Origin of the sequence: Streptomyces nitrosporeus (genome assembly GCF_008704555.1) — a bacterium.
Classification (GTDB): Bacteria; Actinomycetota; Actinomycetes; order Streptomycetales; family Streptomycetaceae; genus Streptomyces; species Streptomyces nitrosporeus.
On the sequence record NZ_CP023702.1, the window covers coordinates 3,666,377 to 3,692,867 of the forward strand.

27 protein-coding genes and 1 tRNA gene are annotated in these 26,491 nt (G+C 72.8%); 18 read left to right on the forward strand and 10 right to left on the reverse strand.

The window, feature by feature from the left end; translation table 11 throughout:
* Positions 1 to 99: 99 nt before the first annotated feature.
* Together cobM and cbiE are read right to left on the reverse strand one after the other, a co-directional pair.
* Positions 100 to 849, reverse strand: coding sequence for a precorrin-4 C(11)-methyltransferase (gene cobM / locus CP967_RS16310; RefSeq protein WP_150488669.1), 750 nt, complete (start codon positions 847 to 849; stop codon positions 100 to 102).
* Complete coding sequence (gene cbiE, locus CP967_RS16315) at positions 846 to 2,099, reverse strand: precorrin-6y C5,15-methyltransferase (decarboxylating) subunit CbiE (protein WP_150488670.1); 1,254 nt, start codon at positions 2,097 to 2,099, stop codon at positions 846 to 848. The genes cobM and cbiE overlap by 4 nt, the downstream gene beginning before the upstream one ends.
* Before the next feature lie 232 nt (positions 2,100 to 2,331).
* Here cbiE and CP967_RS16320 point away from each other — a divergent pair, with 232 nt between their 5' ends.
* Positions 2,332 to 2,757 carry a YciI family protein gene (locus tag CP967_RS16320; RefSeq protein WP_150488671.1) on the forward strand — a complete coding sequence of 142 codons (426 nt, stop codon included), beginning with the start codon at positions 2,332 to 2,334 and terminating at the stop codon, positions 2,755 to 2,757.
* Positions 2,758 to 2,837: 80 nt separating this feature from the next.
* Here CP967_RS16320 and CP967_RS16325 read toward each other — a convergent pair whose 3' ends face one another.
* Positions 2,838 to 4,850, reverse strand: coding sequence for an SMI1/KNR4 family protein (locus CP967_RS16325; RefSeq protein WP_229888537.1), 2,013 nt, complete (start codon positions 4,848 to 4,850; stop codon positions 2,838 to 2,840).
* A 431-nt stretch (positions 4,851 to 5,281) separates the two neighbouring features.
* Between CP967_RS16325 and CP967_RS16330 the strand changes: the two genes are divergently transcribed.
* The 3 genes from CP967_RS16330 (at position 5,282) to CP967_RS16340 (ending at position 8,034) form a co-directional block, all read left to right on the forward strand.
* Positions 5,282 to 6,808 carry a M28 family metallopeptidase gene (locus CP967_RS16330; RefSeq protein ID WP_190175173.1) on the forward strand — a complete coding sequence of 509 codons (1,527 nt, stop codon included), beginning with the start codon at positions 5,282 to 5,284 and terminating at the stop codon, positions 6,806 to 6,808.
* Between the two features lie 188 nt (positions 6,809 to 6,996).
* On the forward strand, positions 6,997 to 7,293 hold the full coding sequence (locus CP967_RS16335; RefSeq protein ID WP_003955420.1) for a type II toxin-antitoxin system VapB family antitoxin: 297 nt from the start codon (positions 6,997 to 6,999) through the stop codon (positions 7,291 to 7,293).
* A 141-nt stretch (positions 7,294 to 7,434) separates the two neighbouring features.
* Positions 7,435 to 8,034 (forward strand): LytR C-terminal domain-containing protein, encoded by a 600-nt coding sequence (locus CP967_RS16340; protein WP_150491885.1) that lies wholly within the window; start codon positions 7,435 to 7,437, stop codon positions 8,032 to 8,034.
* Positions 8,035 to 8,154: 120 nt separating this feature from the next.
* On the opposite strand, the gene upp is transcribed toward CP967_RS16340, so the two are convergent.
* Positions 8,155 to 8,790 carry a uracil phosphoribosyltransferase gene (gene upp, locus CP967_RS16345; protein WP_150488674.1) on the reverse strand — a complete coding sequence of 212 codons (636 nt, stop codon included), beginning with the start codon at positions 8,788 to 8,790 and terminating at the stop codon, positions 8,155 to 8,157.
* A gap of 117 nt (positions 8,791 to 8,907) precedes the next feature.
* Between upp and CP967_RS16350 the strand changes: the two genes are divergently transcribed.
* The 4 genes from CP967_RS16350 (at position 8,908) to CP967_RS16365 (ending at position 10,645) form a co-directional block, all read left to right on the forward strand.
* A complete protein-coding gene (locus tag CP967_RS16350; protein ID WP_229888538.1) occupies positions 8,908 to 9,144 on the forward strand; it encodes a hypothetical protein in 237 nt (78 codons plus the stop codon).
* A 205-nt stretch (positions 9,145 to 9,349) separates the two neighbouring features.
* Positions 9,350 to 9,916 (forward strand): tRNA adenosine deaminase-associated protein, encoded by a 567-nt coding sequence (locus tag CP967_RS16355; protein ID WP_150491886.1) that lies wholly within the window; start codon positions 9,350 to 9,352, stop codon positions 9,914 to 9,916.
* Between the two features lie 93 nt (positions 9,917 to 10,009).
* Entirely contained in the window at positions 10,010 to 10,438 is a 429-nt protein-coding gene (gene tadA / locus CP967_RS16360; protein ID WP_150491887.1) for a tRNA adenosine(34) deaminase TadA, read from the forward strand.
* Positions 10,439 to 10,560: 122 nt separating this feature from the next.
* Positions 10,561 to 10,645: transfer RNA gene (locus CP967_RS16365), tRNA-Ser, on the forward strand.
* A 411-nt stretch (positions 10,646 to 11,056) separates the two neighbouring features.
* Here the strand turns inward: CP967_RS16365 and CP967_RS16370 are convergent.
* Both CP967_RS16370 and CP967_RS16375 read right to left on the reverse strand, forming a co-directional pair.
* Positions 11,057 to 11,865, reverse strand: a protein-coding gene (locus CP967_RS16370; RefSeq protein WP_167535391.1) for an IS5 family transposase whose coding sequence is annotated in 2 segments (ribosomal slippage) — positions 11,057 to 11,526 and positions 11,526 to 11,865 — 810 coding nt in all. Because the reading frame shifts where the segments join, the coding sequence is not laid out codon by codon here.
* Between the two features lie 97 nt (positions 11,866 to 11,962).
* A complete protein-coding gene (locus tag CP967_RS16375) occupies positions 11,963 to 12,451 on the reverse strand; it encodes a hypothetical protein (RefSeq protein ID WP_190175117.1) in 489 nt (162 codons plus the stop codon).
* A gap of 208 nt (positions 12,452 to 12,659) precedes the next feature.
* Here CP967_RS16375 and CP967_RS34020 point away from each other — a divergent pair, with 208 nt between their 5' ends.
* The 4 genes from CP967_RS34020 (at position 12,660) to CP967_RS16390 (ending at position 15,343) form a co-directional block, all read left to right on the forward strand.
* Entirely contained in the window at positions 12,660 to 12,824 is a 165-nt protein-coding gene (locus tag CP967_RS34020; RefSeq protein WP_167535392.1) for a hypothetical protein, read from the forward strand.
* An 85-nt stretch (positions 12,825 to 12,909) separates the two neighbouring features.
* Positions 12,910 to 13,203 (forward strand): Dabb family protein, encoded by a 294-nt coding sequence (locus CP967_RS16380; RefSeq protein ID WP_150488677.1) that lies wholly within the window; start codon positions 12,910 to 12,912, stop codon positions 13,201 to 13,203.
* A 185-nt stretch (positions 13,204 to 13,388) separates the two neighbouring features.
* The gene (locus tag CP967_RS16385) at positions 13,389 to 14,246 is read left to right on the forward strand and encodes an RNA polymerase sigma factor SigF (RefSeq protein ID WP_150488678.1); all 858 of its coding nucleotides are present in this window, start codon (positions 13,389 to 13,391) and stop codon (positions 14,244 to 14,246) included.
* Between the two features lie 233 nt (positions 14,247 to 14,479).
* Positions 14,480 to 15,343, forward strand: coding sequence for an RNA polymerase sigma factor SigF (locus tag CP967_RS16390; protein WP_150488679.1), 864 nt, complete (start codon positions 14,480 to 14,482; stop codon positions 15,341 to 15,343).
* Positions 15,344 to 15,573: 230 nt separating this feature from the next.
* Here CP967_RS16390 and CP967_RS16395 read toward each other — a convergent pair whose 3' ends face one another.
* Positions 15,574 to 15,789: a hypothetical protein gene (locus CP967_RS16395; protein WP_150488680.1), complete on the reverse strand. Its 216-nt coding sequence runs from the start codon at positions 15,787 to 15,789 to the stop codon at positions 15,574 to 15,576.
* 395 nt (positions 15,790 to 16,184) lie between these two features.
* On the opposite strand from CP967_RS16395, the gene CP967_RS16400 reads away from it, so the two are divergent.
* The 5 genes from CP967_RS16400 to CP967_RS16420 all read left to right on the forward strand — a co-directional run bounded on the left by CP967_RS16400 (position 16,185) and on the right by CP967_RS16420 (position 21,771).
* Positions 16,185 to 16,697, forward strand: a complete 513-nt coding sequence (locus CP967_RS16400; RefSeq protein WP_150488681.1) for a MarR family winged helix-turn-helix transcriptional regulator — start codon at positions 16,185 to 16,187, stop codon at positions 16,695 to 16,697.
* A 101-nt stretch (positions 16,698 to 16,798) separates the two neighbouring features.
* Complete coding sequence (locus tag CP967_RS16405; RefSeq protein ID WP_483030205.1) at positions 16,799 to 19,243, forward strand: MFS transporter; 2,445 nt, start codon at positions 16,799 to 16,801, stop codon at positions 19,241 to 19,243.
* 235 nt (positions 19,244 to 19,478) lie between these two features.
* Positions 19,479 to 20,294 (forward strand): YceI family protein, encoded by an 816-nt coding sequence (locus CP967_RS16410; protein ID WP_150488683.1) that lies wholly within the window; start codon positions 19,479 to 19,481, stop codon positions 20,292 to 20,294.
* Between the two features lie 51 nt (positions 20,295 to 20,345).
* A complete protein-coding gene (locus CP967_RS16415) occupies positions 20,346 to 20,816 on the forward strand; it encodes a PPOX class F420-dependent oxidoreductase (RefSeq protein ID WP_150488684.1) in 471 nt (156 codons plus the stop codon).
* Positions 20,817 to 20,829: 13 nt separating this feature from the next.
* A complete protein-coding gene (locus CP967_RS16420) occupies positions 20,830 to 21,771 on the forward strand; it encodes an NAD(P)-dependent oxidoreductase (RefSeq protein ID WP_150491889.1) in 942 nt (313 codons plus the stop codon).
* Positions 21,772 to 21,843: 72 nt separating this feature from the next.
* Here CP967_RS16420 and CP967_RS16425 read toward each other — a convergent pair whose 3' ends face one another.
* Together CP967_RS16425 and CP967_RS16430 are read right to left on the reverse strand one after the other, a co-directional pair.
* Positions 21,844 to 22,614, reverse strand: coding sequence for a TetR/AcrR family transcriptional regulator (locus tag CP967_RS16425; RefSeq protein WP_150488685.1), 771 nt, complete (start codon positions 22,612 to 22,614; stop codon positions 21,844 to 21,846).
* A 158-nt stretch (positions 22,615 to 22,772) separates the two neighbouring features.
* The gene (locus CP967_RS16430) at positions 22,773 to 24,290 is read right to left on the reverse strand and encodes an MFS transporter (RefSeq protein ID WP_150488686.1); all 1,518 of its coding nucleotides are present in this window, start codon (positions 24,288 to 24,290) and stop codon (positions 22,773 to 22,775) included.
* A gap of 244 nt (positions 24,291 to 24,534) precedes the next feature.
* On the opposite strand from CP967_RS16430, the gene CP967_RS16435 reads away from it, so the two are divergent.
* Positions 24,535 to 25,383, forward strand: a complete 849-nt coding sequence (locus CP967_RS16435) for an endonuclease/exonuclease/phosphatase family protein (protein ID WP_150488687.1) — start codon at positions 24,535 to 24,537, stop codon at positions 25,381 to 25,383.
* Between the two features lie 292 nt (positions 25,384 to 25,675).
* On the opposite strand, the gene CP967_RS16440 is transcribed toward CP967_RS16435, so the two are convergent.
* The gene (locus CP967_RS16440; protein ID WP_150488688.1) at positions 25,676 to 26,416 is read right to left on the reverse strand and encodes a response regulator transcription factor; all 741 of its coding nucleotides are present in this window, start codon (positions 26,414 to 26,416) and stop codon (positions 25,676 to 25,678) included.
* Positions 26,417 to 26,491: the final 75 nt, after the last annotated feature.

Here is a 26,491-nt window from a genome sequence, read left to right on the forward strand (position 1 = left end):
GGCCGCGCGGGACCGGCGTACGGCCGTACCAAAACCGGCGTACGGCCGTGCCGGAACCGGCGTACGGCCGCGGGGTGCGGCCGTACGAGGCCCCGCCGGTCAGCAGGTGTCGCGGTCGCGGTCCGGGGAGTAGAGGTAGCTGTCGCGGAACTGCCCGGCGCCCAGCGTCCGCCCCACCATGATCACCGCGGTCCGGATCACCCCGGCGGCCTTCACCTGCTCCGCGATCGAGTCCAGCGTCCCGCGCAGCACGATCTCGTCGGGGCGTGACGCCATGGCCACCACCGCGGCCGGGCAGCCGGCCCCGTAGTGCGGCAGGAGTTCGTCCACCACCCGGTCCACGTACCGGGCCGCCAGGTGCAGCACGATCAGCGCGCCGCTGCGGCCGAGGGTGGCCAGGTCCTCGCCCTCGGGCATCGCGGTGGCCCGCTGGGCGACCCGGGTGAGGATCACCGTCTGGCCGACCGTGGGTACGGTCAGCTCCCGCTTCAGGGCCGCCGCGGCCGCCGCGAACGCGGGCACCCCGGGCACCACCTCGTAGGGCACCTCCGCCTCGTCGAGGCGCCGCATCTGCTCGTTGACGGCGCTGAACACCGAGGGGTCCCCCGAGTGGAGCCGCGCCACGTCCTGCCCGGCCCGGTGGGCGGCGACCAGTTCGGCGGTGATCTGCTCGATGTCGAGCCGCGCGGTGTCCACCAGGCGCGCGTCCGCGGGGCATTCGGCGAGGAGCTCGGTGGGTACCAGACTGCCCGCGTACAGGCAGACCGGGCTGGCGGCGAGGATCCGGGCACCGCGCACCGTGATCAGGTCGGCGGCCCCGGGGCCAGCGCCGATGAAGTACACGGTCATGTTCTGCCTCCTGGGTGATTCGGGTGGGCGGGGCGGTCCGGGTCCGCCGGGGTCTGCTTGCGTACGGACCACTGGGTGACGGGCATGGCCTGGCGCCACCCCGTGAAGCCTCCGACGGGCACCGCGTGGGCCACCGAGAGCCGCACCAGGTCGCCGCCGAGCCGCCGGCGGTGGTCGGCCAGGAGCGCCTCGGACTCCAGCGTGACGGTGTTCGCGACCAGCCTGCCGCCCACCGGCAGCGCGTCCCAGCAGGCGTCGAGCAGGCCGGGCACGGTCAGCCCGCCGCCGATGAACACGGCGTCCGGCACGGGCAGCCCGGCCAGCGCCCCGGGCGCCCGGCCGGTGACGACCCGCAGCGCGGGCACCCCGAGCCGGTCCGCGTTCCGTTCGATCCGCCGGGCCCGTGCGGGGTCGCGCTCCACGGTGACCGCGCGGCAGGACGGATGCGTGCGCAGCCACTCGACGGCGACCGACCCGGAGCCGCCGCCGACGTCCCACAGCAGCTCGCCGGGCGCGGGCGCGAGCACACCGAGCGTGGCGGCCCGCACATGGCGCTTGGTGAGCTGCCCGTCGTGTTCGTACGCGTCGTCCGGCAGCCCCGGCACGGCCCCGAGGCGCAGCCGGTCCGGTGCGCCCAGGCAGTCCACCGCGATGACGTTGAGCGGGTCGCCGGGCGGGTGGTCCCAGGTCTCGGCGGTGCCGTCCAGGCAGTCCTCGCCGATCCCTCCGAGCTGTTCGAGCACCCTCATCCGGCTGGGCCCGAAACCCCGGTCCACGAGCAGGGCGGCCACGGCGGCCGGTGTCGCCGCGTCGGCGCTCAGGACCAGCAGCCGGCGCCCGTCGTGCAGCGCGGCGGCCAGCCGGGCCGCGGGGCGGCCGACCAGGGTGACGGTCCCGGTGTCCTCCAGGGGCCAGCCGAGCCGCGCACAGGCGTACGACACCGAGGAGGGGTGCGGCACCACGTGGAGCGCCCCGGCGCCCAGTTCCTCGGTGAGGGCCCGGCCGATGCCGTAGAACATCGGGTCCCCGCTGGCCAGCACGGCCACCCTGCTCCCGGCGTGGGCGCCGAGCAGCCCGCGCACGGCGGGGCGCAGGGGCGACGGCCACGCCACCCGGCGGCCGGCGCACCGGGAGGGGAGCAGCCCCAACTGGCGCTCCCCGCCGATCAGTACCTCGGCCTCCAGCAGGACGGAACGCGCCGTCTTAGGCAGCCCCGCCCAACCGTCGGCCCCGATGCCCACGACGCTCACGGCGTACGGCGGTCGGGAGGGAGGGGTGCGGGGCGGTATGGGGGGCACGGCCGGGACCTCGGGGTTCGGTGGACGACGCAGCCGAACTCTACTGGGGGATGCCGGCCGGCCCGCGCGGCGGAGTGATTTGCCCCCCGGCCCCGCGTGGTGCGGCGGGTCCGCGGCCGGCCGCGACGTCCCCTGGTAGCGCCGCCCGCCCGCACGGGCGGGCCACGCGAGCGAGGGAGCAGATGTGAGGTACCTGGTGATGATCTCGGCCACCCAGGCCGACTACGACGCGATGACGGGGAAGGCGTCCGCGGGGAGCCCCGCCTGGGGCGAGGAGGACATGCGGGCCATGTTCGCCTTCATGGAGGACCTCAACGCGGACCTGATCCGGACCAATGAGATGGTCGACGCCCAAGGACTGCTGGAGCCCGCCCAGACCCGCCTGGTGCGGGCCGGTGAGGACGGGGAGCCGGTGATCGAGGACTCGCCCTACGGACCGGACGACGAACTGCCCGCCGGCTACTGGGTCCTCGACTGCGCGAGCCTGGAGCGGGTGACCGAGATCGCCGCCCGCGTCACACGGTGTCCGCAGCCCGCGGGCGCCCCCGCCCGCCCTGTCGTGATCCGGCCCCTCGGCGCGGGCGACGAGGTCTCCGAACCGACCGACTGAGCCCCGCCCGGCGTGCCCCGCTCCGGGCCCCGCCGGGGCGGGGCTCCGGGCCGGCGGGGCCACGGGCCGGGCGGTCTCGGTCAGTGACCCGGGCGCTGCCGTACGAAGGCGCTCGACGGGTACGGACCGCCCGGCTCCGGGGGCCCGAACCACGAAGAGCCCAGCCCGACGTGCAGCCGGCCGTGCTCCAGGGCGAACCAGGGCAGCGAGATCCCGAGGGCGGCACCGGCCGCGTCGAGCGCCCGTACCTCCGCCTCACGCAGCAGGCGCGGACCGCCCTCTCCCGCACGGCCGTCACCGGGCCGCCCGGCGGGACCGGACCCGAAGAGGGCGGGCCCGAAGAGAGCCGCGTCGATCCCTTCCGGCGGCGTCCCGGCGGTCTCGGCCGCACCGCCCCGGGCGGTACTCACGAAGGTCCGCCGCCCGTCCTGCGCGCAGGAGAACCGGAGCACATCGGGGAACGCCTCACCGGGGCCGGGGACGAGGGGGCCCCGCTCGCTCCAGACGGCCACCGCCCGGGTCCCCGCCGACACCTGGACGTCGGCGGCCACCCGGCCGGGCCGCCAGGGCTCGGGGTCCTGCTCGAAGGCGAAGCTCCAGTCACCGCCGCCCCCGCACCGGCCGACCCGGAACACCGCGTGCTTCCGGCCCGTGGCCGTGTACCCCTCGTGGCGCAGCTCCCACATCTCGTGCGCGGTACTCGGGGCGAGCAGTTCCCGCGCACCGAGCCGCTCGGCCAGTTCCCCGGGCGCGATCCCCTGGACGGCGACGAAACGGTAGGAGTGGCCGGCCAGCTGCGCCTCGGACGGCCGGCCGAGCCCCCACGGCCCGTCCCCGGCCGAAGACACGCCGTCCGGTCCGCCGCCGGGGGCGCCGTGCGCTCCGTCACCCGGTCCGCCGCCGGGGACGCCGTCGGCTCCGCCACCGGGGGCGCCGTGCCCCGCGCGCGGGGTGGCCAGGAGGCGCCACCCGCGCTCGGCGGTGACCACCGGGCCGAGCAGGGGGTCCGCCCGCAGCCCGATGGGCGCCAGGTGGAGCGAGCCGTACGGTTCCCAGTCGGGCACCGCCGCGGCGATGGTCCGCCAGGCACCGTCCGTGTCACCCCACCGGGCCTGCTCACGGGCGCTCGCCACGGCCTGCCCGAAGGGACCGGGCGCGTCGTAGCGGAACGTACGCTTCCGCACGGCCTCCAGCAGGTCCGCGGCCTTCTCCCGGTTCTCCTCGCCGTGCACCCGGAGGAAGAAGTCGTCGTCCCCCGCCCGGTGGCTCCGGCAGTGGCCGGCGGCGATCAGGGGCATGGCCTCCCGGGCGTAGAACGGGTCGTCCAGGTCCCGCTCCGCCGGGATGTGCCCGGCGGGCCGGGTCATCGCCTCCACCTGGCTGTGCAGCAGTGCGGCCCCCGGCCGGCCGTAGGCCCTGGCCTCGTCGAACGCCGCGAACTGGGCGGCGGGGTCCTCACCGGCCAGGCAGGCCGTCCGGGCCCGCTCCACGAGGGCGTCGAGCCTCCTGGTCTCCTCGTTGTCGAAACCGGGCAGATGGCTGTGGTCGCCGTGGAAGTCGCGGTACGCCTCCTCCATGTACCGCGTGAACGAGTCGTAGCGCTCGGGGTACTCCCCCGACCAGCCCTTGTAGACGTAGACCGCCCATTCGCCGTCCTCGCCGACGTCCCCCGGATCCAGCAGGACATCGGTCATGTCGGAGTCCAGGGCGAGCTGGAGGGCGCGGTCCCACATCCCCGCCATCAGGACCTCGGACGGCCGGGACCTCTCGTCCAGCTGCCGCTCGTACAGCAGCTTCATCCCCATCGGGTCCCCGTGCCACCACACACCGGCGGAACCGGCCAGCAGATAGACGCCCCCGCCCGCGTACCGCCAGCCGTCCGAGGCCTGGAGGAAGGCGCGGTACGAGGGCGGGAGCACGGTTCCCAGCCGTTCCTCCAGGGCCGCCGTCCCCGCCTCGTCCAGCGGGGGAAAGCCCAGCCCGCCCGCCTCCAGGGCCTCCTCGTCGATCTCCTCCGGATCGGCCCCGTCCTGCACGGCGACCCACTGCTCGCTCCAACGGTCAAGGAATGTCTGCCAGTTGTCGATGCTCACGAGGTCAGATCCTCGCACCCGGCACCGACAGCCGGCGGGGCCCGCCCCGACGGCGCCGCTGGGGTCGCCGATGCGCGTCCCCCTCGCGATCATCGAAGGTATGAGCGAGAACAGCGGGAGGCGGAGCCGCACACCACGGCCCACCCGGCGGCCCGGGACGGACGGGCCCCCGGCCGTACCCCCGCCCGTATCACCGGCCGCTTCCTGCCCGCTTCCCCGCCCGCTCCCCGTCCGCTCTCCCGTCCGTCTCCCTCCGGCCGGCGGGCCCCATGGCCGGGAACCGGTCACACAACCGGCCACAACCGGCCGATCCCGTTCCCGGACACCGGCCCCGTCGCTAACTTCCTGCACATCCGTTCGGACCGAACCCGTACCGAACTCGCATCGGAAGGACTCCCGTGCACGCGACTCGTCGCAGATCCCTCGCGGTTGTGACCGCCACCGCACTGGCCGCACCGCTCCTCATCGCCGCGTCACCGCACCACGGACACGCCCCGCACCACCCCGCCAAGGACCCGGCCCGGGAGGCCGCGAAGCTCTCCCGTGAGCTGGTACGGGAATCCTCCGCGAAGGGCGCCTACCGCCATCTGCGTGCGTTCCAGGCCATAGCCGACGCCTCCGGCGGCCACCGGGCGGCCGGCTCGCCCGGCCACGAGGCGTCCGCCGCCTACGTGTACCGGCTCCTGAAGAAGGCCGGATACGAAGTCGGCTACCAGGAGTTCGAGTTCGTCTACACCGAGACCCTCGCCGAGAAGATGTCCGTCGTCTCGCCCACCCCCCGCGAGGTGCCGGTCCGGGCGATGACGTACACGAAGTCCACCGCCGAGGGCGGGGTCCGGGCGGCCCTGGCCGCGGTCCCCGACGACGGCACCCCCGGGTGCGAGGCGGGCGACTACGCCTCGGGGACCTTCACCGGCAAGATCGCCCTGATCAAGCGCGGCGGCTGCTCCTTCGCCGAGAAGCAGGCGGCCGCGGGGGACGCGGGCGCGGTGGGCGCGGTCATCTACAACAACACCGAGGGCGTCCTGTCCGGGACCCTCGGCGGCGTGGACGCGGGGAGGATCCCGACCGGCGGGCTCGTCCGGGAGGAGGGCGAGAAGCTCGTCGCCGACCTGGCGAAGGGCGAGGTGACCGTCTCCCTGGAGATCCGGGAGCTCCAGGAGGAACGCACCACCGACAACGTCGTCGCGGAGACCCGCGGCGGCAGCGCGGCGAACACCGTCATGCTCGGCGCCCACCTCGACTCGGTCACCGACGGCCCCGGCATCAACGACAACGCCTCGGGCTCGGCCGGGCTGCTCGAAGTCGCCCTGGAACTCGCGAAGTCGCACAGGCCGCCGTCCAACAAGGTGCGCTTCGCCTGGTGGTCGGCCGAGGAGAACGGCCTGCTGGGCTCGGAGGCGTACGTCGCGAAGCTCTCCGAGGCGCGGCGCGAACAGATCGCCCTCTACCTGAACTTCGACATGATCGCCTCCCCGAACGGGGTGCAGTTCGTCTTCGACGGCGACGACTCCGACGGTGTCGGCGAGGGCCCCGGCCCCGAGGGATCGGCCCAGCTGGAGCACGACATCACCCGGTTCCTGGACGGCAGGCGCAAGCCGCACACCGGCACGGACTTCACCGGGCGTTCGGACTACGGGCCCTTCATCGAGGCCGGCATCCCGTCCGGCGGTACGGACACCGGAGCGGAGGGCATCAAGACCGAGGCCCAGGCCGGCGTCTTCGGCGGCACCGCCGGGGTCGCGTACGACCCGTGCTACCACGCGGCCTGCGACGACCTGGAGAACATCGACATGGGCCACTTCGACACCAACATCGACGTGATCGCCAACGCGGTGGGCACCTACGCCCACGACCTGAGCTCGCTGACGCGCCCGGTCCCCGCCGGGTCCACCACCGGCGGATCCGGCGGCGGAGGCGGACTGCGCGAGGGCCACGCGCACGGCGTCACCGAGTGACCCCGCGCCGGGGCCGGCCGTGACCCCGCACGCCCCGGGCGGGGCGCACCGCCCACCGCCCGGGGCGTGCGGGGCGTGGACGCACCGGGTACCGCCACCCGGTATCCGCAGATTTCGTACCGTCTGCCCCCCGATCGCGGTGACGTCCTTGGCTGCGCCCGGCGGCCCTCGCCCGGTAGGCTTTCCGTGTGATCTTCAAGCGCATCGGAAATGGGCGGCCATACCCCGACCACGGCCGGGAAAGCACCCGACAGTGGGCGGATGTCGCGCCGCGTCCGGTCCGCCTCGACCAGCTGGTGACCACCAAGGGCCAGCTGGACCTCGAGACGCTGCTCGCCGAGGACTCCACGTTCTACGGCGACCTGTTCGCCCACGTCGTGAAGTGGCAGGGCGACCTCTACCTCGAGGACGGGCTGCACCGCGCCGTGCGGGCCGCGCTCCAGCAGCGCCAGGTGCTGCACGCACGGGTCCTGGAACTCGGCTGACCCTCACGGCCCCACCGACGGCCGATTCCGGGCCTTTTGGGTGCATTTGTACACATAAGGGTGCCATCTACTGATCGTTTAGTAGGCATCATCTGCGGGCCGCACTACGCTTCGGCCATGAGCATGTTGACCCCTCCCGGCATGGGCGGAAAGTACCGCGTGACGGGTAAGGCGTATCCGCGTATGCGCCGTCCGCGCCGTCGCCGCAAGCTGGTCCTGTCGACGGTCGCCGCCGCGGCCGTCCTCGGTCTGGCCGGGTGGGGCACTCTCCAGCTCGTCGACGTGTTCACCGGGAGCGACAAGCAGGCCAGCGCGGCGGGCCGGGTGAAGACCTGCCCCTCCCCGACCGCCACGGCACCCGCCCGTACGTTCCCGAAACCGGCCGCCATCAAGGTCAACGTCTACAACGCGACCCCGCGCGGCGGGCTCGCCAAGGCCGCCGCGAAGGAGCTGGAGAAGCGCGGCTTCGTCATCGGCGAGGTGGACAACGCCCCGGCCGCGTACGACAAGAAGGTGCCGGGCACGGCGCTCCTGCTCGGCGCCCCCACCGCCTCGGACGGCCCCTTCCCGGTGCTCTCCACCCAGCTGCCCGGGGTCGTGCAGAGGACCGACACCCGCAGGACGGCGGACGTCGATCTGATCATCGGTACGAAGTTCAAGGCGTTCAGCACGCCGGCCGCGGCGGCCTCCGCCCTCAGCGCCCTGGCCGGGCCGGCCCCGGCGCCCTCTCCCACCTGCTGAACCCCGCGGCGGGCCCGACGGCCGGGACGGTGCGTGACACCGGTTTGGCGGCCGGGCCGGGCACGGGGACCGGGCGCCCGGCGCGGTGCGGCCGCGGGTGCGCGGCCGTCGGCGGTGCCGTCAGTCGGCGGTGCCGTACATCCGGTCACCGGCGTCGCCGAGGCCCGGCACGATGTAACCCTGCTCGTTGAGCCGCTCGTCGACCGAGGCCGTGACCACCGTGACCGGCGTGCCCGCCAGTTCGCGCTCCATCACCTCGACGCCCTCGGGCGCCGCGAGCAGTACCACCGCGGTGACGTCGTCGGCGCCCCGCTCGATCAGCTCCCGGATGGCCGCGACGAGCGTGCCGCCGGTCGCCAGCATCGGGTCCAGGACGTAGACCTGGCGGCCCGAGAGGTCCTCGGGCATCCGCGTGGCGTAGGTCTCAGCCTGGAGCGTCTCCTCGTTGCGGATCATGCCCAGGAAGCCGACCTCGGCGGTGGGCAGCAGCCGGACCATCCCGTCCAGCATGCCCAGACCGGCGCGCAGGATCGGCACGACGAGGGGCCGCGGGTACGACAGCTTCACCCCGGTCGTGGGGGTGACCGGGGTCTCGATGCCGACCTGCTCGGTCCGCACGTCCCGGGTCGCCTCGTACGCGAGAAGGGTGACCAGTTCGTCGGCGAGCCGCCGGAAGGTAGGTGAGTCGGTGCGCTTGTCGCGCAGTGTGGTGAGTTTGTGCGCCACCAGCGGGTGGTCGACGACGTGGATCCGCATGCCGTCAACAGTAGCCGGGCCGAAGACCCGCTCCTCGCAAGCGTGCGCTGGCATCAAGCGCCTGTTCGGGGGGAAGGTGGGGGGCATACGGACCCAGGCCACGGGGTGGTGTGTCGATTGCCCGACGCGGAGCAGGCCGGAGAACGGCGGACGGCGCGCGACGCGCGCGGCCTCCCCGAGGCTCCGGAGGAAGCACAGGACGCGCAGGAGAGTGAAGCCGCACGCCGGAGGCGCCGGGCGCAGTTCCTCCGCGAGCTCCACGAGGCCAAGCAGCTCCGCGACCGCGTACAGCCCCGGCGGGCCCGTGCGGCCCGTATGCGGCAGCAGATGCGGATGCGCACGTTCCGCTGGTGACCCCCGGCGCACCGGGCGCGCCGGGGGCGCGGAAACCACGGCTCGCGGGCGGCGTCCCCGGAACTGGTGGCCGACGCAACCGCCGAAGACCTCTCGCTTCGCGCTCGTTTCTGCCACGATGCCGATTGGGCGGGGTCCAGAGCAGCCGGAGCACCGGCTGCCCTCCCGTCGGACCGATTCACCTATGAACAGTGGGAGAGTCACGGTGTACTTCGCCGCACTGCTCGCGCGCACCGAAGACGGGTGGGAAGCGAGCGACACGGAGCTGGACGATGTGGAAACCCTGTCCGACCTGACGGATCTGGCCCGGGACGCCTCGGTGGACGAGGACACGGTCCTGGTCTACATCGAGCAGGAGGACGCCTGGTTCGGCGTCGTCCGGGTGGACGGTGAGGAGGATCCGCGTATCTACGTCTCGGACGCGTCCGCCGCCGCCCGCTCCTCCTACGGGGAGATCCTGCTCACCGATGAGATGCTCGGCCGCGAACCCGGGGCCGGGGACGAGATCGCCGCTCTGGAGGAGCTCGTCGACCTCGACGGCACCGAGGACGGCGGGCCGGAGGACGCCGTGGACGGCGGCGGGGCCCCCGCCGGGTCCGGAGACGGCCCGGACCACGGTCCCGACACCGTTCCGGCGGGTCCGCTGGGCGAACTCGGGCTGCTGTCCGACCTCGGGCTGTCCGAGAAGGACCTGCTGACCCTGCGCACCGACGCGCTGGCGGAGATCGCCGACGCGCTGGGGGCGTCCGACGTCCTGGAGGCCGTCCGCTAGGGTCCGCGGGTGACCGCGCCACCGCCACCCCCTTCATCCCCCTCACCCCCCGCGCCTCCCACCGATCCCGTACGGGACCCGTGGCAGGCGTCCATGCGCCGGGCCATCGACGAGGCGGCGCAGGCGGCGTCGGCCGGCGATGTGCCGGTCGGCGCCGTTGTGCTGGACCCGCACGGCGCCCTGCTGTCCACCGGCCGCAACGAACGCGAGGTGACGGGCGATCCGACCGCGCACGCCGAGGTCGTCGCCCTGCGCCGCGCCGCCGCGGTGCTCGGCGGATGGCGGCTGACCGGCTGCACCCTGGTGGTCACGCTGGAGCCGTGCACCATGTGCGCGGGCGCGCTCGTGCAGTCCCGGATCGGCCGGGTCGTCTACGGGGCCCGCGACGAGAAGGCCGGTGCGGCGGGCTCCCTCTGGGACGTCCTGCGGGACCGCAGGCTCAACCACCGCCCCGAGGTGGTCCACGGCGTCCTGGAGGACGCCTGCGCGGCGCAGCTGACCGCCTTCTTCCGCGACCGCTGACACCGGGCGGAGCGCCCCCGGCCCGGCCGCCGGGAACCGGCCCCCGGTCACGGGGGAACCGGATCCCGGTCGCGGGGTAATCGGATTTCGACCACGGCCCGGGATGGTCTAAGCTCTCTCTCGGTAGCGTGTCCGAGCGGCCGAAGGAGCTCGCCTCGAAAGCGAGTGTGGGGAAACTCACCGAGGGTTCAAATCCCTCCGCTACCGCTCTACGAAGGGCCCGGCGCAGTGCGCCGGGCCCTTCGGGCGTCTTCGGGGCGTTCCCCGGGCGAACGGACGCGGCCCCGGCTCCTGGTCGGAGCCGGGGCCGCGGGCCGGGCGCCGCCCGTACCGCCGGGCGCCGCCTGTGCCGAGGTCGGGGGAGGCGGCATCGGGGGGACAAGCCGCCTCCCCCGGTGAGAACGGGAACCGGTCCACGCCGCGGTCAGGGGGAAGTCGCGCGGCGGGGGCCTCGGGGCCCCGTCCCTGGCCCGCCGCATGGATGCCATGAGCGGGCCTGTCTCCCATACTGCTCCTCGGCCAAAGCCGCGGCACGGGGCAAAGGACCCGAAAACGCAGGTCCTTGGTCCCGGGATGTCGCACCTGCGAGCGAGCGCAGCCCCTGGATAACTGATCGTTTCAGAATGAGGTCCGAAGGCGGCGGAGGCAGATAAGGCTGCAGGCCAGGTCGAGCAACCCCTGGTGGAGATCGGCGCGGCGTTCGTAGCGGGTGCGGAGCCGTTTGAACTGGTGGAGCCAGGCGAATGCGCGCTCGACCACCCAGCGGACCTTGCCCAGTCCGGAGCCGTGGGCGACGCCCCGTCGGGCGATCATGGGCTTGATGCCGCATTTCCACAGCAAGCGGCGGTACTTGTCGAAGTCGTAGCCACGGTCGGCGTACAGACGCCTGGGTTTGAGGCGGGGACGTCCCCGAGCTCCCCGAATCGGCGGAACCGACTCGAGCAGGGGCAGGAGCTGGGTGACGTCGTGCCGGTTGCCGCCGGTGAGCGTCACGGCGAGCGGGGTTCCGTAGCGGTCGACGATCAGATGGTGCTTGGAGCCGGGACGGGCACGGTCGACCGGCGAGGGGCCAACGTGCTCCCCCCTTTGAGGGCCCGCACGTGCGATCCGTCCACGGAGCAGTCGTCCAGGTCCAGCAGGTCGGCGCGGCGAAGCTCGGCCAGCAGGGCAGCATGCAGGCGTGGCCAGACACCGGCTTCGGTCCAGTCCCGCAGCCGGCGCCAGGCCGTCACGCCGGAACAGCCCACGGTCTCCGCGGGGACGTCCCGCCAGGCGACACCCGTCCGCAGCACGAACAGGACGCCAGCGAGTGCCGTTCGGTCAGGAACACGCAACCGCCCGGGATGTCGGTGGCGTCGTTCGGGAGCGGGTGGCAGCAAGGGGGCCACCCGCTCCCACAGGTCGTCCGGAACAAGATCAGCACGCACCCGGACACCTTCCCGACCAAGATCGTCGAGGTCAAGTCCCGCGGCATCTCATCGTGATTTGAGCGCAGGGTCTGGCGTCGTTCGCCGGATCGAGCGCTCAGCCTGAGGCGCCCTCCAGCGGAAGGTGGTCTCGGTAGTACTGCGACTCCAACCACTCCTCCTTCACGAAGAGCGGACGTGTCAGGCGCGCCGTCCCGACCGGCTGCGAGCGCAGAAGAACCCCGAGGTCAGTCAGGGACAGTGAGTCATCAGGCGTGTAGAGCACCCAGTTCCCATGCTCCGCAGCGTGGTCCAGCAGGAACTGCTGGCCCTGCTCCGGATCGCTTCCTGCCAGCGGGAAGCCAGACAGGAAGACCTGCGGACCGGTGACGGCATCCAGCGCAACGCAGGCGAGCTTGCCCGCGTCGTAGAACGCTTTGACCCCATCCGGGAAGTCCTCCTGCGCATACGGACCGCCAACCCGTTCCTGCGGTCCAGGGGCCAAAAGTGCTTGGGCGACCTCGGCTGGAGACATCCCGAACTGCAACGGACCCACGCCGGCTCCCGACCGCAGCTCCCAGCACTCCCGCTCCGCATCCGTGCCCATCCACCCACTCCTGCGTTCAACCGGTCCGGATTTGCTTCTGTTGCTCAGGCCGCATGCGTACGGCCATGGGCCAAGATGCCAACTCAGCTGCCCAAGTGCCAACGGGGGTGCTGCTCTCGGCCGGAGTCATTCTGAAACGATCAGTAAGACCGTGTGTACGACTAGACTCACCGTCTGCACAGATGGTCGGCGGGGAGAGGCGGGGGCTGTGGCGCAGGCGAGGAAGATCGCGCTCTACGTGGTGGTGGTCTTCGTGCTGTACACGATCATCACGTCTCCCGCCCGCGCCGCCGATCTCGTCCAGGTCGGGTTCGAAGGCGTGTCCAGCGCCGCACAGGGGGTCGGGGACTTCATGTCGGAGCTGGTGAACTGACCGCCGACCGGGCGTGCGGCGGTACCGCTTCCCGTTTCCGGCCCGGTCCCACCCAGTTCCGGACGAAAGACCCCAGGAGAACCCCATGATCCGCCATCTGGTCCTGTTCAAGCTGAACGACGGCGTCGAGCGGGACGATCCGCGGGTCGTCGCCGGCGCCGAGGCCTTCCGCGCGCTCGGGGAGAAGATCCCGGAGGTGGAGTTCTGGGAGTGCGCCTGGAACATCACCGACCGGCCGATCGCCTACGACTTCGCGATCAACTCGGCGGTGGCGGACGAGGACTCCCTGAAGCGCTACATCGGACATCCGGAGCACCAGGCAGTCGCCGGACAGTGGCGCGAGTTCGCCACTTGGGTGATCGCGGACTACCCCTTCTGAGCCCTTCCCCGCCCCACGCCCGGCCCCCCGCCCTTCAGCGGAGGGGCTTTCCGGCATGTTTAAACCGAATTCACCCTCAACACGGCTCTATGCGGTGCTTGCACACAGCCGACATGTCTTGTGATGCTATGACCGCTTTTGACGAATGAGTTGACCGTAGTTGACCGCAAAGGGGTGGCGACACCGTGCCGGCCAGTACAGCGCCTCAAGTCCCGCCCCAGAACGTCCAGACCGACGAGGCCCGGTCGGTGACGCCCGGGACCCCCGCGCCCGGCAGGACCAGGGGCGCGGACACCAGGGCCCTCACCCAGGTGCTCTTCGGGCGCCTCAAGGACCTCGAACCGGGCACCCCGGAGCACGACAGGGTGCGTACCGCGCTGATCGAGGCGAACCTGCCTCTCGTACGGTACGCGGCGGCACGTTTCCGCAGCCGCAACGAGCCGATGGAGGACGTCGTCCAGGTCGGCACGATCGGCCTGATCAACGCCATCGACCGCTTCGACCCGGAACGCGGTGTCCAGTTCCCGACGTTCGCCATGCCCACCGTGGTGGGCGAGATCAAGCGCTACTTCCGGGACAACGTGCGCACCGTCCACGTGCCGCGCCGGCTGCACGAGCTCTGGGTGCAGGTCACCGGCGCCACCGAGGACCTGACGACCGCCCACGGGCGCTCCCCGACCACCGCCGAGATCGCCCAGCGGCTGAAGATCTCGGAGGAGGAGGTGCTCGCCTGCATCGAGGCGGGCCGCTCCTACCACGCGACCTCCCTGGAAGCCGCGCAGGAGGGCGACGGGCTGCCCGGCCTGCTGGACCGGCTCGGTTACGAGGACCCGGCGCTCGCCGGGGTCGAACACCGCGACCTGGTACGGCATCTGCTCGTCCAGCTGCCCGAGCGGGAGCAGCGGATCCTGCTGCTGCGCTACTACAACAACCTGACGCAGTCGCAGATCAGCGCCGAGCTCGGCGTCTCGCAGATGCATGTGTCAAGGCTTCTGGCCAGAAGTTTCGCCCGGCTGCGATCCGCAAACAGGATCGAGGCGTAACCGGAACGGGTAGACCGTACCGAGGTATTTCACGGGGTTCAAAAGCCCCACACCCCCTGTTTCCTGCGCAGTTTCACCGCTGACTTGTCGACTTGTCACTACAGCGTGTTGCCGACATGTGACATTCTGCTGGAACCGCGTTTGCCGCAGCCCCACCTCCGGTATCCAGGTGGAGGCTGCGTTCCTCCGATGGTCGTGGCCACCGCGACCGTCCGCGACCTCAAGGGGGTGGCATGTCCGCAGACCAGGGCAGCTCGAAGGTGCTCACGCTCACGAAGAGCGTGCCGGCACCCGCCGTGCTCACCAGCTCGTCGGAAGCCATCGACACCCGCACGCTGTCCCGCTCCCTGTTCCTGCGGCTCGCCGCACTGGGCCCCTGCGGCCCGGACGGGAGGGAAAGCCCGGAGCGGGCGTACGTGCGGGACACGCTCATCGAACTCAACCTCCCTCTCGTGCGGTACGCGGCGGCACGTTTCCGCAGCCGCAACGAACCGATGGAGGACATCGTCCAGGTCGGCACGATCGGCCTGATCAAGGCGATCGACCGCTTCGACTGCGAGCGGGGGGTGGAGTTCCCCACCTTCGCGATGCCGACGGTCGTGGGGGAGATCAAGCGTTTCTTCCGCGACACCTCGTGGTCGGTGCGGGTGCCGCGCCGGCTCCAGGAGCTCCGGCTCGCGCTCACCAAGGCGAGTGACGAGCTCGCCCAGAAGCTGGACCGGTCGCCGACGGTCCCGGAGCTGGCCAAGGCGCTCGGGGTGTCCGAGGAGGACGTGGTCGACGGTCTGGCCGTCGGCAACGCCTACACGGCCTCCTCGCTGGACTCCCCGTCCCCCGAGGACGACGGCGGCGAGGGCTCCCTGGCGGACCGCCTGGGGTACGAGGACGCCGCGCTGGAGGGTGTCGAGTACCGCGAGTCGCTGAAGCCGCTGCTGGCCAAGCTGCCGCCCCGGGAGCGGCAGATCATCATGCTGCGCTTCTTCGCCAACATGACCCAGTCGCAGATCGGCGAGGAGGTCGGCATCTCGCAGATGCACGTCTCACGGCTGCTGACCCGGACCCTCACCCAGCTCAGGGAAGGGCTCATCGCCGACTGAGCGGCACGGGCCGGGCGGCACACATACCGCCGGCGCGGCGTTCCCCGCAGGGCGCCGCGCCGGGCGTACGGCGGTACGACCGCCGGGGCAACCCTGACCGCTGCCCCGACGGCCGTACCGTGCTCGGGATCCCGGGACGGCGGCGCGGGCGCTGCCGCCCCGGGAGGGGTGCCGGAGGGGCCGGAGCCCGGCCGGCGGGCAGTCCCCGGGCCGGGATCCGTCCGCCCCGGTCAGCCGAGGGCGAGCCAGGCGACGGCGCCGAGTACCACGATGACCGCGACGATCGCCACGATCACCCCGGCCTTCGGGCCGGAGGAGGCCGCGGCCGTCTGCTGCCTGCGCTGCGGCTCTCCGTCGTCGACGAACGCGCGGAACATCTGCGTGCTGCCCGCCGGGTCGTGAGAGCCCTCGGGGCCCGGCTGCGGGGCGTGGGGGTTGTGTGCCATGGCCCAGGACCCTAGCGAACTCGGCACGACCTCCCAACCCCCGGGTCTCCGGCGGGCGATGACCCGGAGCGCCCGCGACAGGCCCCGCCCCGTCGCACGGGCCGGCGCGCACCGGGCGCGCGGCCCCTTGTCCACGCTCCCCCTCCCGGGCTCCCGGCGGCGCCCGGGGCGGCTCCCCGGCACCGCCCCGAGCGCCCCGGACGGCATCCGGGATGTGTCCGGGAACACACCGCCGACCCGGTGCACGCTGTGCGCTGGGGCCTTGACCGGGACCCGGCGGAGGCTTTTGCGTTCCTTTACTTCTGCAAGCCCCTTTTAGTTTGCCTGCGGCAACCAACCGCTTCTATCGTTGCCCTAAGCAACAAGATGCACCCGGGAGACACCAGGAGGGACCGGTGGCCGCACGGAGCCGGTACGAAGAACTGGCCCGTCAGATCAGCGCCGTCGGAGCCGTCAAACGGGGCCTCGCCCGCATCCTGCCCGCCGAGTGTCCCGGTGGCTCGGCCACCGTGCTGACGCTGCTGAACAAGTACGGCGAGATGCGGATCACGCGCCTGGCCGAACTCCTGGCCGTGGACATGTCGGTGACCAGCCGTCATGTGGCCCACGCCGTGGAGAACGGCTGGCTGGAGCGGCTCGCGGACCCGACGGACAAGCGGTCCCGCATCCTGCGGCTGACCCCCGCGGGCGTGGAACTGCTCGACGACCTGAACCGGCGGACGACCGAGATGTTCGCCCGCAACCTCACCGACTGGACCGACGAGGAAGTCGGACAACTCAACACGTTGCTGTCCCGGCTGCGCGACAGTTTCTCCTGCCGCGGCACCGGTGGATGCGTCCCCGGGAAGCACAGCGGCGACTGCCGCGCCGGGCACAGCGACGACTCGTACACCCGTACACCCGTGTAACAGAAGCAAAGACAAGGAACTCCATGGCTACGACCACACCATCCGGTGTGCGGGGCGGCCACGCCAAGCACGGGGCGGCCGAAGCCCCTGCCGGCACGCCGATGACACACCGGCAGATCATGGAAGCGCTGACCGGGCTGCTGCTCGGCATGTTCGTCGCGATCCTGTCGTCGACGGTCGTTTCCAACGCCCTTCCGGAGATCATCTCCGACCTCGGCGGCGGCCAGAGCGCCTACACCTGGGTCGTCACGGCCTCACTGCTGGCCATGACCGCCACCACCCCCCTGTGGGGCAAGCTGGCCGACCTCTTCAGCAAGAAGCTGCTCGTCCAGATAGCCCTGATCATCTACGTGGGCGGCTCCGTAGTGGCCGGCCTCTCGACCAGCAGCGGCATGCTCATCACCTGCCGCGTCGTGCAGGGCATCGGCGTCGGCGGTCTCTCCGCCCTCGCCCAGATCGTGATGGCCGCGATGATCTCCCCGCGCGAGCGCGGGCGCTACAGCGGCTACCTCGGCGCGGTCTTCGCCGTCGCCACCGTGGGCGGTCCGCTGCTCGGCGGCGTCATCACCGACACCAGCTGGATGGGCTGGCGCTGGTGCTTCTACGTGGGCGTGCCGTTCGCGGTCATCGCGCTCATCGTGCTGCAGAAGACGCTGAAGCTCCCGGTGGTCAAGCGGGACGTCAAGGTCGACTGGCTGGGCGCCTTCTTCGTCAGCGCCGCCGTCTGCCTGCTTCTCGTCTGGGTGACCTTCGCGGGCGACAAGTACGACTGGATCTCCTGGCAGACCTGGACCATGCTCGCGGGCACCGCCCTGCTCGCCCTGGTCTTCGTCTTCGTCGAGTCCCGGGCCAGCGAGCCGATCATCCCGCTGCGCCTCTTCCGCAACCGCACCATCACGCTGGCCTCGCTGGCCTCGCTGTTCGTCGGTATCGCGATGTTCGCGGGCACCGTCTTCTTCAGCCAGTACTTCCAGCTGGCGCGTGACAAGTCGCCGACGATGTCCGGCGTCATGACCATCCCGATGATCGCCGGCCTCTTCCTGTCGTCGACGCTCTCGGGCCAGATCATCACCAAGACGGGCCGCTGGAAGGCCTGGCTGGTCAGCGGTGGCTTCCTGCTCACGGCCGGCCTCGGCATGCTGGGCACCATCCGGTACGACACGGAGTACTGGCACATCGCGGTCTACATGTTCGTGATGGGTCTCGGCGTCGGCATGATGATGCAGAACCTGGTGCTCGCCACGCAGAACCAGGTGGCCCCGGCCGACCTGGGCGCGGCCAGCTCCGTCGTCACGTTCTTCCGTTCGCTCGGTGGTGCGATCGGCGTCTCGGCGCTCGGCGCCATCCTGGGCAACCGGGTCACCCACTACGTCCAGGACGGGCTCACCGCCCTCGGCCCCGAGGGTGCGGCGCTCGGCCACGGCGGCACCGGGGGCGGGGCCATCCCCGACCTGGACGCACTGCCTCCCGTGCTGCGCACGGTCATGGAGGCCGCCTACGGCCACGGTGTCGGAGACGTCTTCCTGTACTCCGCCCCGGCCGCGCTCGTCGCCTTCCTCCTGACGCTCTTCATCAAGGAGGTCGCCCTGAAGACGAACGCCGCGAACGACAAGGCCGGGGAGCCCGCGGTGGAAGCCGTGCCGGAGCCCGCCCTGGCCACCGTCGGCGCGGCGGCCCCCGCCGGTGCGCCGGCCGCCTCCCCGGCGGACCCCGCCCAGGACGCCGTCCAGGAGTCCCCGCAGGCCGCCCCGGTGGCCGCGGAGACGACGACGGTCTTCCACGGCACCCCCGTCCGCGGTGTGGTGCGGGGCGCCGAGGGCGCTCCCGTCGCCCGGGCCGCGGTCACGCTGATCTCGCTGGGCGGCCGTCAGCTGGGGCGGTCCGTCGCCCAGGCCGACGGGTCCTACGTCCTGGACGCGCCGGGCTCCGGCTCCTACGTCCTGATCGCCTCCGCGGACGGCTTCCAGCCCCAGGCGTCCACCGTGGTCGTCGGCGACGAGCCGCTGGCCTACGACATCCTGCTGGCCGGCACGAGCGGCCTGTCCGGGACGGTGCGGACCGCCGAGGGCGGCTCACCGGTCGAGGGCGCGATGGTCGTGGTCACCGATGTACGCGGCGACGTGCTGGCCACCGGGGCCTCCGGTGACACGGGCGAGTTCGCCTTCGGCGAGCTGGTCCCCGGTTCGGTGACGGTCGCCGTGACCGCCGCCGGGTTCCGGCCGCTGGCCCTGCCGGTGGAGATCGGCGGCCAGGGCGTCACCCGGGTCGACGCGGTGCTCCGGGCCGGGGCACTGGTCCGGGGGACCGTGCGGGCGGGTGCCGGTCCGGCGCCGCTGTCCGACGCCCGGGTCACGCTGATCGACGCGGCGGGCAACGTGGTCGCCACCGCGACGACCGGGGAGGACGGCGTCTACGCCTTCACCGACCTGGACGCCGGTGAGTACTCCGTGATCGCGACCGGCTACCCGCCGGTGGCCGGATCGCTCACCGTGACCGGCGGCGGCGTCGACGGCCACGACATCGAGCTCGCCCACCCGGGCGAGTAGACACGGAAGATCCACAAAGACCCCTGGCGGTACAGCGCTTCGAGCGGAGAGGCTGACACCGCCGGTGGAAACGGGCCCCGTGGCGGGAACGGCAGGCAGGGGACGGCCTGCCGTCCCCGCCCGGGGCCCGACTCGTTGGTCAGCGGTCCGGGTCCGGGCCTCCGCGTCCGGACCCCCGGGCCCGGACCGCTGATCCGTCGAGTCACTACGCGAGTGAGCAAGGAGAAAGAACGGTATGGGACTTCGCGCACACGTACGCACCCGGGACGGCTGGGCCGTCCAGCACGCGGTCGTGACGGTGACCGACATGACGGGCACGCAGGTGGCCCGGGCCACCGCCGACGAGGACGGAGCCGTCCGCACCGACGAGCGCCTCCCGGCCGGCGCCTACACGGTGATCGTCACCGCGGTCGGGTACGCCCCCGCCGCGTCCACCGCGCTGGTCACGGCCAGTGGCCGGGTCGAGGCGGGCACCGTGGTGCTGGCCCGGCAGGGCGGTGTGGAACTGCCGCCGCCCGGGACGTGGTCGCTGGACCCGGCGCACTCCTCGGTGGGGGCGGTCGCGCAGCACCTGGGGATCTCCAGCGTGCACGGGCGGTTCACCGATTTCAGCGGGCGGATCGACATCCGCGAGGACGTCCAGAAGTCCGGTGTGGAGGCCACCATCGCGGCCGCCAGCATCGACACCGGCAACGGGATGCGGGACAAGCACCTGCGGTCGCCGGACTTCCTGGACGTGGAACGGTACCCGGAGATCACCTACCGTTCCCGGGCGCTGACGCCCTCCGGTCCCGACCGCTGGACGGTGCACGGTGTGCTCACGATGCACGGCGTCGCCCGGGACGTCGACCTCGGCCTCAGCTACCTGGGCACCGGGCCCGACCCCTGGGGCGGTGTGCGGGCGGCCTTCCACGCCACCGCGGAGCTGCGCCGGGACGACTTCGCCATGAACTACAACCAGGTGATCCAGGCGGGCATCTCGGCGATCGGCACGACCCTGCGGGTGGAGCTCGACATCCAGGCGGTGCAGGGCGACCAGGTACCCGCGTAGACGCGCCGGCGGGCCCGGGGGCCTTGCCGGTACAGCCTTTAGGCTGCCCGTATGGCACCGAACATCGCGACCAACACCACCGTCGACCTCGGTGGACTGCTGGACTTCGTACGCCCCCGGCACCGGGCGGTCCTCCTGACCACCCGGGCCGACGGCCGGCCCCAGGGGTCCCCGCTCACCTGCGGCGTGGACGACTCGGGCCGGATCGTCGTCTCGACGTACCCCGACCGCGCCAAGACCCGCAACGCCCGGCGGGACGAGCGGGTCAGCCTGATCGTCCTGTCGGACGACTGGAACGGCCCCTGGGTCCAGATCGACGGCTCGGCCGAGGTGATCGACTCACCGGAGTCGGTCGAGCCCCTCGTCGAGTACTTCCGGAACATCTCCGGCGAGCACCCGGACTGGGACGAGTACCGGGCGGCCATGGTGAAGCAGGGCAAGTCACTCATCCGGATCACCCCGGAGCGCTGGGGCCCCGTCGCCACCGGCGGCTTCCCCGCGCGGCTCGCCGAGGAGGGCTGACCGGCCCGTGGCACTGCCCTCCCCCGCCGCGCTCGCCCACGCCCCGCTGCTGGTCCCGCCGGGTACCGGCGCGTCCCTCGTCCGGGCGCTGGAGGAGACCGCCTCACGCCCGGCCCGGGAGGCGTCCGCGACGGCGCCGGACGAGCCCTTCCTGTACGTCGGGGCCACGCTGCCCGCGTCCCTGCGGTCCGGGCGGCTGCTCTGGTTCCACAGCGTCAACGCGGGCACCGACGCCCTGCTCGCCGGCGGCTCCTGGCCCGAGCCGGCCCTGCTGACACGGACCGTGGGCCGGATGGGCGAGCGCATCGCGCAGTACGTCCTGGCCTGGATGCTCGCCGAGTGCCAGCGGGTCCCGGAGCACACCGCGCAGCACGCGCGGGCCGAGTGGCGGCGCCTGCCCTCCGGGCTCGTGGCCGGTTCGACCGTGGTCGTCCACGGCACCGGGCGCATCGGCCGCGCGGTCGCCGCCCTGCTGCGGGCGTGCTCCCTGCGCACGGTGGGGGTGGGCCGCACCCCGCGCGAAGGGGTGCCCGGCTTCGACCGGGTGGTGACGGCCGGCGGGGCCGGGGAGCTGGAGGAGCTGGCGGCAGCCCGGTGGGTGGTGTGCACGCTGCCGCTGACCGGGGCGACCGAGGGGTTCTACGGCGCCGGGCGGTTCGCGGCGATGCGGGGGGCCTGCTTCCTCAACGTCGGGCGGGGCGGCTGTGTGGACATGGACGCGCTGGAGGCGGCGTTGCGCGGAGGCTCGGTGCGCCGGGCCGTCCTGGACGTGCTGCCCGAGGAGCCCCCGGGCCCGCACGACCGCGTCTGGCGACTGCCCGGCACCGTGGTCACCTCGCACTCCGCGGGCGTGACCGAGGAGGAGGACGTGGCCACGGACTTCGCGGCCTGCTGGGCGGCCCTCGCCGAGGGCCGAAGGCCCGCGCTGGCCGTGGACACGGGCCGGGGTTACTGACCCGGGGCGGGCGGGGGCCTGGGGGACGTGGGCCTGCGGGTGCGAGCCCGGCTGTGCGGGCCGGGGCGGGCGCTACGCGCGGTCGGCCCGCTCGCACATCGCCTCGATGCCGGCGATCAGCAGGTCGAGGGCGAACAGGAAGTCCCGCTCCCGCATCTCCTGGACGGTGCTCCCGCCGCGCGCCTCCATGATGGCCTCGGACGGTTCCATGATCCGCCGGAGTTCGGGGTCGGCGCGGACCGCGCTCAGCGCCTGGTGGTAGAACTCGTCCTGGCTGAGTCCGGCCTCGGCCGAACGCTGGACCAGGTAGCCCTCCATGGTGCCGAAGCCGTAGACGAACTGGACGACCGCGGAGACCGCCCCCGTGCGGCGTTCCAGGGGCAGCCCGGTGTCCCGGACCACGTCCTGGACGGCGTAGGAGAACAGCATCGCGTGCGGGCCGATGGCCAGGAAGCTGCCGGCCAGCACGGACGCCCAGGGGTGGGTGACCAGCATCGCGCGGTAGGCGGTGGCCAGTTCGCGCAGCCGTATCCGCCAGTCGTCGCCCGGGCGGGCCGGCGGGATCTCGCCGAAGACGGTGTCGAGCGCGAGTTCCAGCAGGTCGTCCTTGGTGTCGACGTACCAGTAGAGGGACATCGGGGTGACGTCCAGCTCGGCGGCGAGACGGCGCATGGAGAACGTGGCGAGCCCGTCGGCGTCCAGCATCCGCACGGCCGCCGCGGTGATCCTGTCGCGGTCCAGCCCGTCGGGGCGGCCCGTCCTCCGGGCGCGCGCGGGGGTCTTGCGGTTCAGCCAGACACTGACCCTCGCGGGGTTCTTCGCACGGTCCGCCGCGTCACCCATGACTGCTCTCCTCGTACCCGGGCCGGACACGGACGTGTCTGCGCCCGTCCGCGCGGATGCCGCGTCCGGGGGATCGGGTCCACCGGGCACGGCACCGCCTTCGATGCTATCGGCCCCAACCGCTCGCCCTCGCGGATGCGGCCGTGCGCAACCCCTGCTCAGACGGCCTGTCCCGGGCGGACCGGACGGGAGCGCGCGGCCCTGCGCAGCAGCAGCGCGGCGAGCAGTCCGCCGGCCAGTACCGCGGCCGCGCCGGCCAGCTGGCTGGCGGCCAGGCCGGAGGCGAAGGCGTCCGTGATCCGCTCCCGTTCCGCCACGCCGTCGGCGGCGGCGAGCGCGGCGGGCAGCGAGGCCGCGCCCACGGCGGCCGGGACGAGCGCGGCGAACCGCGAGTTCAGCACGGCTCCCAGGACGGCGACGCCCAGACCGTTGCCGAACTCGCCGAGCGTGCCGTTGATCCCGGCGCCGACGCCCGCCTTCTCCGGCGGGATGGCGCTCATGATCGCGTTCGCCATGGCGGGCATGGCGAGCGCGATCCCCGCCCCCATGACGACCAGGCCGAGCAGCATCCCGCCGTACGCGTCCCGCCCGAGCAGGGCGACGGCCGCGAGTCCGGCGGCCAGCAGGCTCATCCCGGACGCGATGGTGAGGGGCGTGCCCAGTCTCGGCACCAGCCGCGCTCCGAGGCCGGTGAGGTTGAGGGCGACGACGGTGAGCGCCAGCGGAGCCGTCCGCAGACCGGCCTCCAGCGGCTCGTAGCCGAGCACGAACTGGAGGTGCTGGGTGAGCAGGAACAGCGAGCCGCCCATCCCGAAGGCGACCAGCACCGATCCGGCCACCGCGCCCACGAACCTCTGGTCGCGGAAGAAGTGCATGTCGAGCATCGGGTGGGGGGTGTGCAGCTCCCACAGCACGAATCCGGTGAGGACGGCGACGCCCGCGAAGGCGGTCAGCAGGACCCGGCCGGAGGCCCAGCCGTGGCCCGGGCCGGAAATGATCGCGTAGACGGCGCAGGCCATGCCGATCGTGGAGAGCAGGGCCCCCAGCAGGTCGGGGCGGTCCCCGCTCGGGTTCCTGGACTCCGGGACGAGGCGGACGACGGCGATCAGGCCGGCCAGGGCGACGGGGATGTTGATCAGGAAGATCGCCCCCCACCAGAAGTGACCGAGCATCACCCCGCCGATCAGCGGTCCGGCGGCCACCCCCAGCGAGTTGACGGTGGCCCAGATGCCGATCGCCTTCACCCGTTCGTCCTCGTCGAAGATCTGGACGATGACGGCGAGGGTGGTGGTGAGCAGCAGCGCGCCGCCGACCCCCATCCCGGCACGGGCGGCGATCAGCTGGCCCGAGGACTGTGCGAGGCCGGCGGCCAGCGAACCGATGCCGAACAGCGCCAGGCCGACGACCAGCATCTTCCGGCGGCCGTAGCGGTCGGCGGCGCTGCCCGCGGTGAGCAGCAGGCCGGACTGGACGAGGGAGTAGGCGTTGATCATCCACTGCACATCGGCGGTGGAGGCGTCCAGTTCCGTGGTGAGGGAGGGGATGGCGACGTTCAGGACGGTGTTGTCGAGCAGCACGGTGAGCTGGGCGAGGCAGATGACGCCGAGGATCAGCCAGCGCTGCGGATGTCCCCTGCCGGGGACGAGGTCTTCTCTCTCGGCGGCGGTCGCCGTCATGCGGGCTCCTGGTCCTTGGCGGGTGACGGGCGGGGCGGCCGCTGCGCCGGCCCGGCCCTTATACGGTGTACAGGAAATTTCCTGTACACCGTAGAGGGGACGTCGGTCCACCGGCAACCCGTTTACCTGAGGCGCCCCCGGGGGTAGGGCCTGTCCGGCGGACCGGGGCCGGGCAGGCCCTGGCTCTCCCGGTGCCGTCCACCGGCCGGCGGCCGGTGGTGGTGGGCGGATGAGGGGGAGTGGCATGGCTCTGCGCCGTCGCACGGTGGGCGTCCTGATCGCCGCGGGCCTTTCGGTGGCGGCGCTCGCGCCGCCCTCGGGGGCCGCCGACCGGGGGCGGGCGGTGCCGCTGCGCGTCGCGACGTACAACATCCACGCGGGGGCGGGCCCGGACGGGGTCTTCGGCCTGGACCGCCAGGAGGCCGCGCTGCGGGCGCTGGACGCCGATGTGATCGGCCTCCAGGAGGTGGACTCCCACTGGGGGGCGCGCAGCCAGTGGCGTGACCTGGCGGCGGAGCTGGCCGAACGGCTGGACATGCGGGTCTCGTTCGCGCCGCTCTACAGCCTCGACCCGGTGGACGCGGACGGCCCGAGGCGCGAGTACGGGGTGGCGGTGCTGTCCCGGTACCGGATCCTGGGCGCCTGGAACCACGAGATCACGCGGCTCTCCACCCAGGTCCCCGATCCGGTCCCCGCTCCGGCCCCGGGCTTCGCGGAGGTGGTGCTGAGGGTGCGGGGGCTGCCCGTGCACGTGTACGTGACGCACCTGGACTACCGGCCCGACCCGTCCGTACGGGCCGCGCAGGTCGCCGACACCCGGCGGATCATGGCCGAGGACCGGGGGCACAAGATCCTGCTGGGTGACCTCAACGCGCCCCCCGACGCCCCCGAACTGGCCCCGCTCTGGCGGGAGCTGGCCGATGCCGGCCCCGGGGCACCGACCTTCCCGGCCCAGGCCCCGGTGAAGCGGATCGACTTCGTGGCGGTGTCGAGGACCGGCCCCGGGGCGGTACGGGTACGCGGGGCGGCGGTGGCCGAGACCCTCGCCTCGGACCACCGCCCGGTCGTCGCCGATCTGGAGCTGCGGCGCTGAGCCGTACCCCGCCCGGGGCCGGAGAGCGAGGACGGGGGCGGTCGTCAGCGGTGGACCGCCCGGGCGAGGGGCGCGGCACGTGTGGCGCCGGTCCGGAGGCGCCCGTCCGGCCTGCCGTGCACACAGCGGTGGAACGCGATCGTGGTGTCCGAACCGATCACCGCCACCGCCACCGCCGTGGTGATCGCGTCACCGCCGTGGTGATCGCGTCACCGCGTGGACGGCCGGCCGGGTCCGCGGCGTCCAGGTCCGCGGCGCCCGGCCCGTGTCCTGCTCACCGGTCACTCACCGGTCACTCACCGGGCTTGATCAGGTATCCCGCCCCGCGCCGGGTGTGGATCATCGGGGACCGGCCCGCGTCGATCTTCTTGCGCAGATAGGAGATGTACAGCTCGACGACGTTCGCCTGCCCGCCGAAGTCGTAGTTCCAGACGCGGTCCAGGATCTGCGCCTTGCTGAGCACCCGGCGCGGATTGCGCATCAGGAAGCGCAGCAGCTCGAACTCGGTCGCGGTCAGGTGGATGAAGTCCCCGCCCCGGCTCACGTCGTGGCTGTCCTCGTCCAGGACCAGATCGCCGACGGTCAGCGTCGACCCGGCGCGCGCGGTGACGGCGCCGCAGCGGCGGATCAGCCCGCGCAGCCGGGCCACCACCTCCTCCAGGCTGAACGGCTTGCTGACGCAGTCGTCACCGCCCGCCGTGAGCCCGGCGATGCGGTCCTCCGCGGCGTCCCGGGCGGTCAGGAACAGCACCGGCACGTCCGGCAGCTCGCACCGCAGCCGGCTGAGCACCGTGAGCCCGTCCACGTCGGGCAGCACCACGTCGAGGATCACCGCGTCGGGGCGGAAGTCACGCGCCGTACGCAGCGCTCCGGCACCGTCCCCGGCGCTGCGTACCTCCCAGCCCTCGTACCGCAGGGCCATGGAGAGCAGCTCGGCGAGCGGGGCCTCGTCGTCAACGATCAGCACGCGGACGGGATCACGGTCCGGCCTGAGCGGTTCGGTGCGTCCCTGGGGCAAGGTCGTCGTCGTCATGGTCCCAGGCTGTGGAACGGCCGTGAGAGAGACCTTTCGCCCGCCTGTGAATTTCCTGAGAATCGCGGCGGGACC

Bases quoted from the DNA above. Each gene is read 5' to 3' on its own strand.
- cobM (WP_150488669.1), bottom strand. From the start codon at position 849: ATGACCGTGTACTTCATCGGCGCTGGCCCCGGGGCCGCCGACCTGATC.
- CP967_RS16340 (WP_150491885.1), top strand. From the start codon at position 7,435: ATGGGCGGAAAGTACCGCGTGACGGGTAAGGCGTATCCGCGTATGCGC.
- upp (WP_150488674.1), bottom strand. From the start codon at position 8,790: ATGCGGATCCACGTCGTCGACCACCCGCTGGTGGCGCACAAACTCACC.
- tadA (WP_150491887.1), top strand. From the start codon at position 10,010: ATGCGCCGGGCCATCGACGAGGCGGCGCAGGCGGCGTCGGCCGGCGAT.
- CP967_RS16375 (WP_190175117.1), bottom strand. From the start codon at position 12,451: ATGGGCACGGATGCGGAGCGGGAGTGCTGGGAGCTGCGGTCGGGAGCC.
- CP967_RS16380 (WP_150488677.1), top strand. From the start codon at position 12,910: ATGATCCGCCATCTGGTCCTGTTCAAGCTGAACGACGGCGTCGAGCGG.
- CP967_RS16390 (WP_150488679.1), top strand. From the start codon at position 14,480: ATGTCCGCAGACCAGGGCAGCTCGAAGGTGCTCACGCTCACGAAGAGC.
- CP967_RS16395 (WP_150488680.1), bottom strand. From the start codon at position 15,789: ATGGCACACAACCCCCACGCCCCGCAGCCGGGCCCCGAGGGCTCTCAC.
- CP967_RS16405 (WP_483030205.1), top strand. From the start codon at position 16,799: ATGACACACCGGCAGATCATGGAAGCGCTGACCGGGCTGCTGCTCGGC.
- CP967_RS16410 (WP_150488683.1), top strand. From the start codon at position 19,479: ATGGGACTTCGCGCACACGTACGCACCCGGGACGGCTGGGCCGTCCAG.
- CP967_RS16415 (WP_150488684.1), top strand. From the start codon at position 20,346: ATGGCACCGAACATCGCGACCAACACCACCGTCGACCTCGGTGGACTG.
- CP967_RS16425 (WP_150488685.1), bottom strand. From the start codon at position 22,614: ATGGGTGACGCGGCGGACCGTGCGAAGAACCCCGCGAGGGTCAGTGTC.
- CP967_RS16430 (WP_150488686.1), bottom strand. From the start codon at position 24,290: ATGACGGCGACCGCCGCCGAGAGAGAAGACCTCGTCCCCGGCAGGGGA.
- CP967_RS16435 (WP_150488687.1), top strand. From the start codon at position 24,535: ATGGCTCTGCGCCGTCGCACGGTGGGCGTCCTGATCGCCGCGGGCCTT.
- CP967_RS16440 (WP_150488688.1), bottom strand. From the start codon at position 26,416: ATGACGACGACGACCTTGCCCCAGGGACGCACCGAACCGCTCAGGCCG.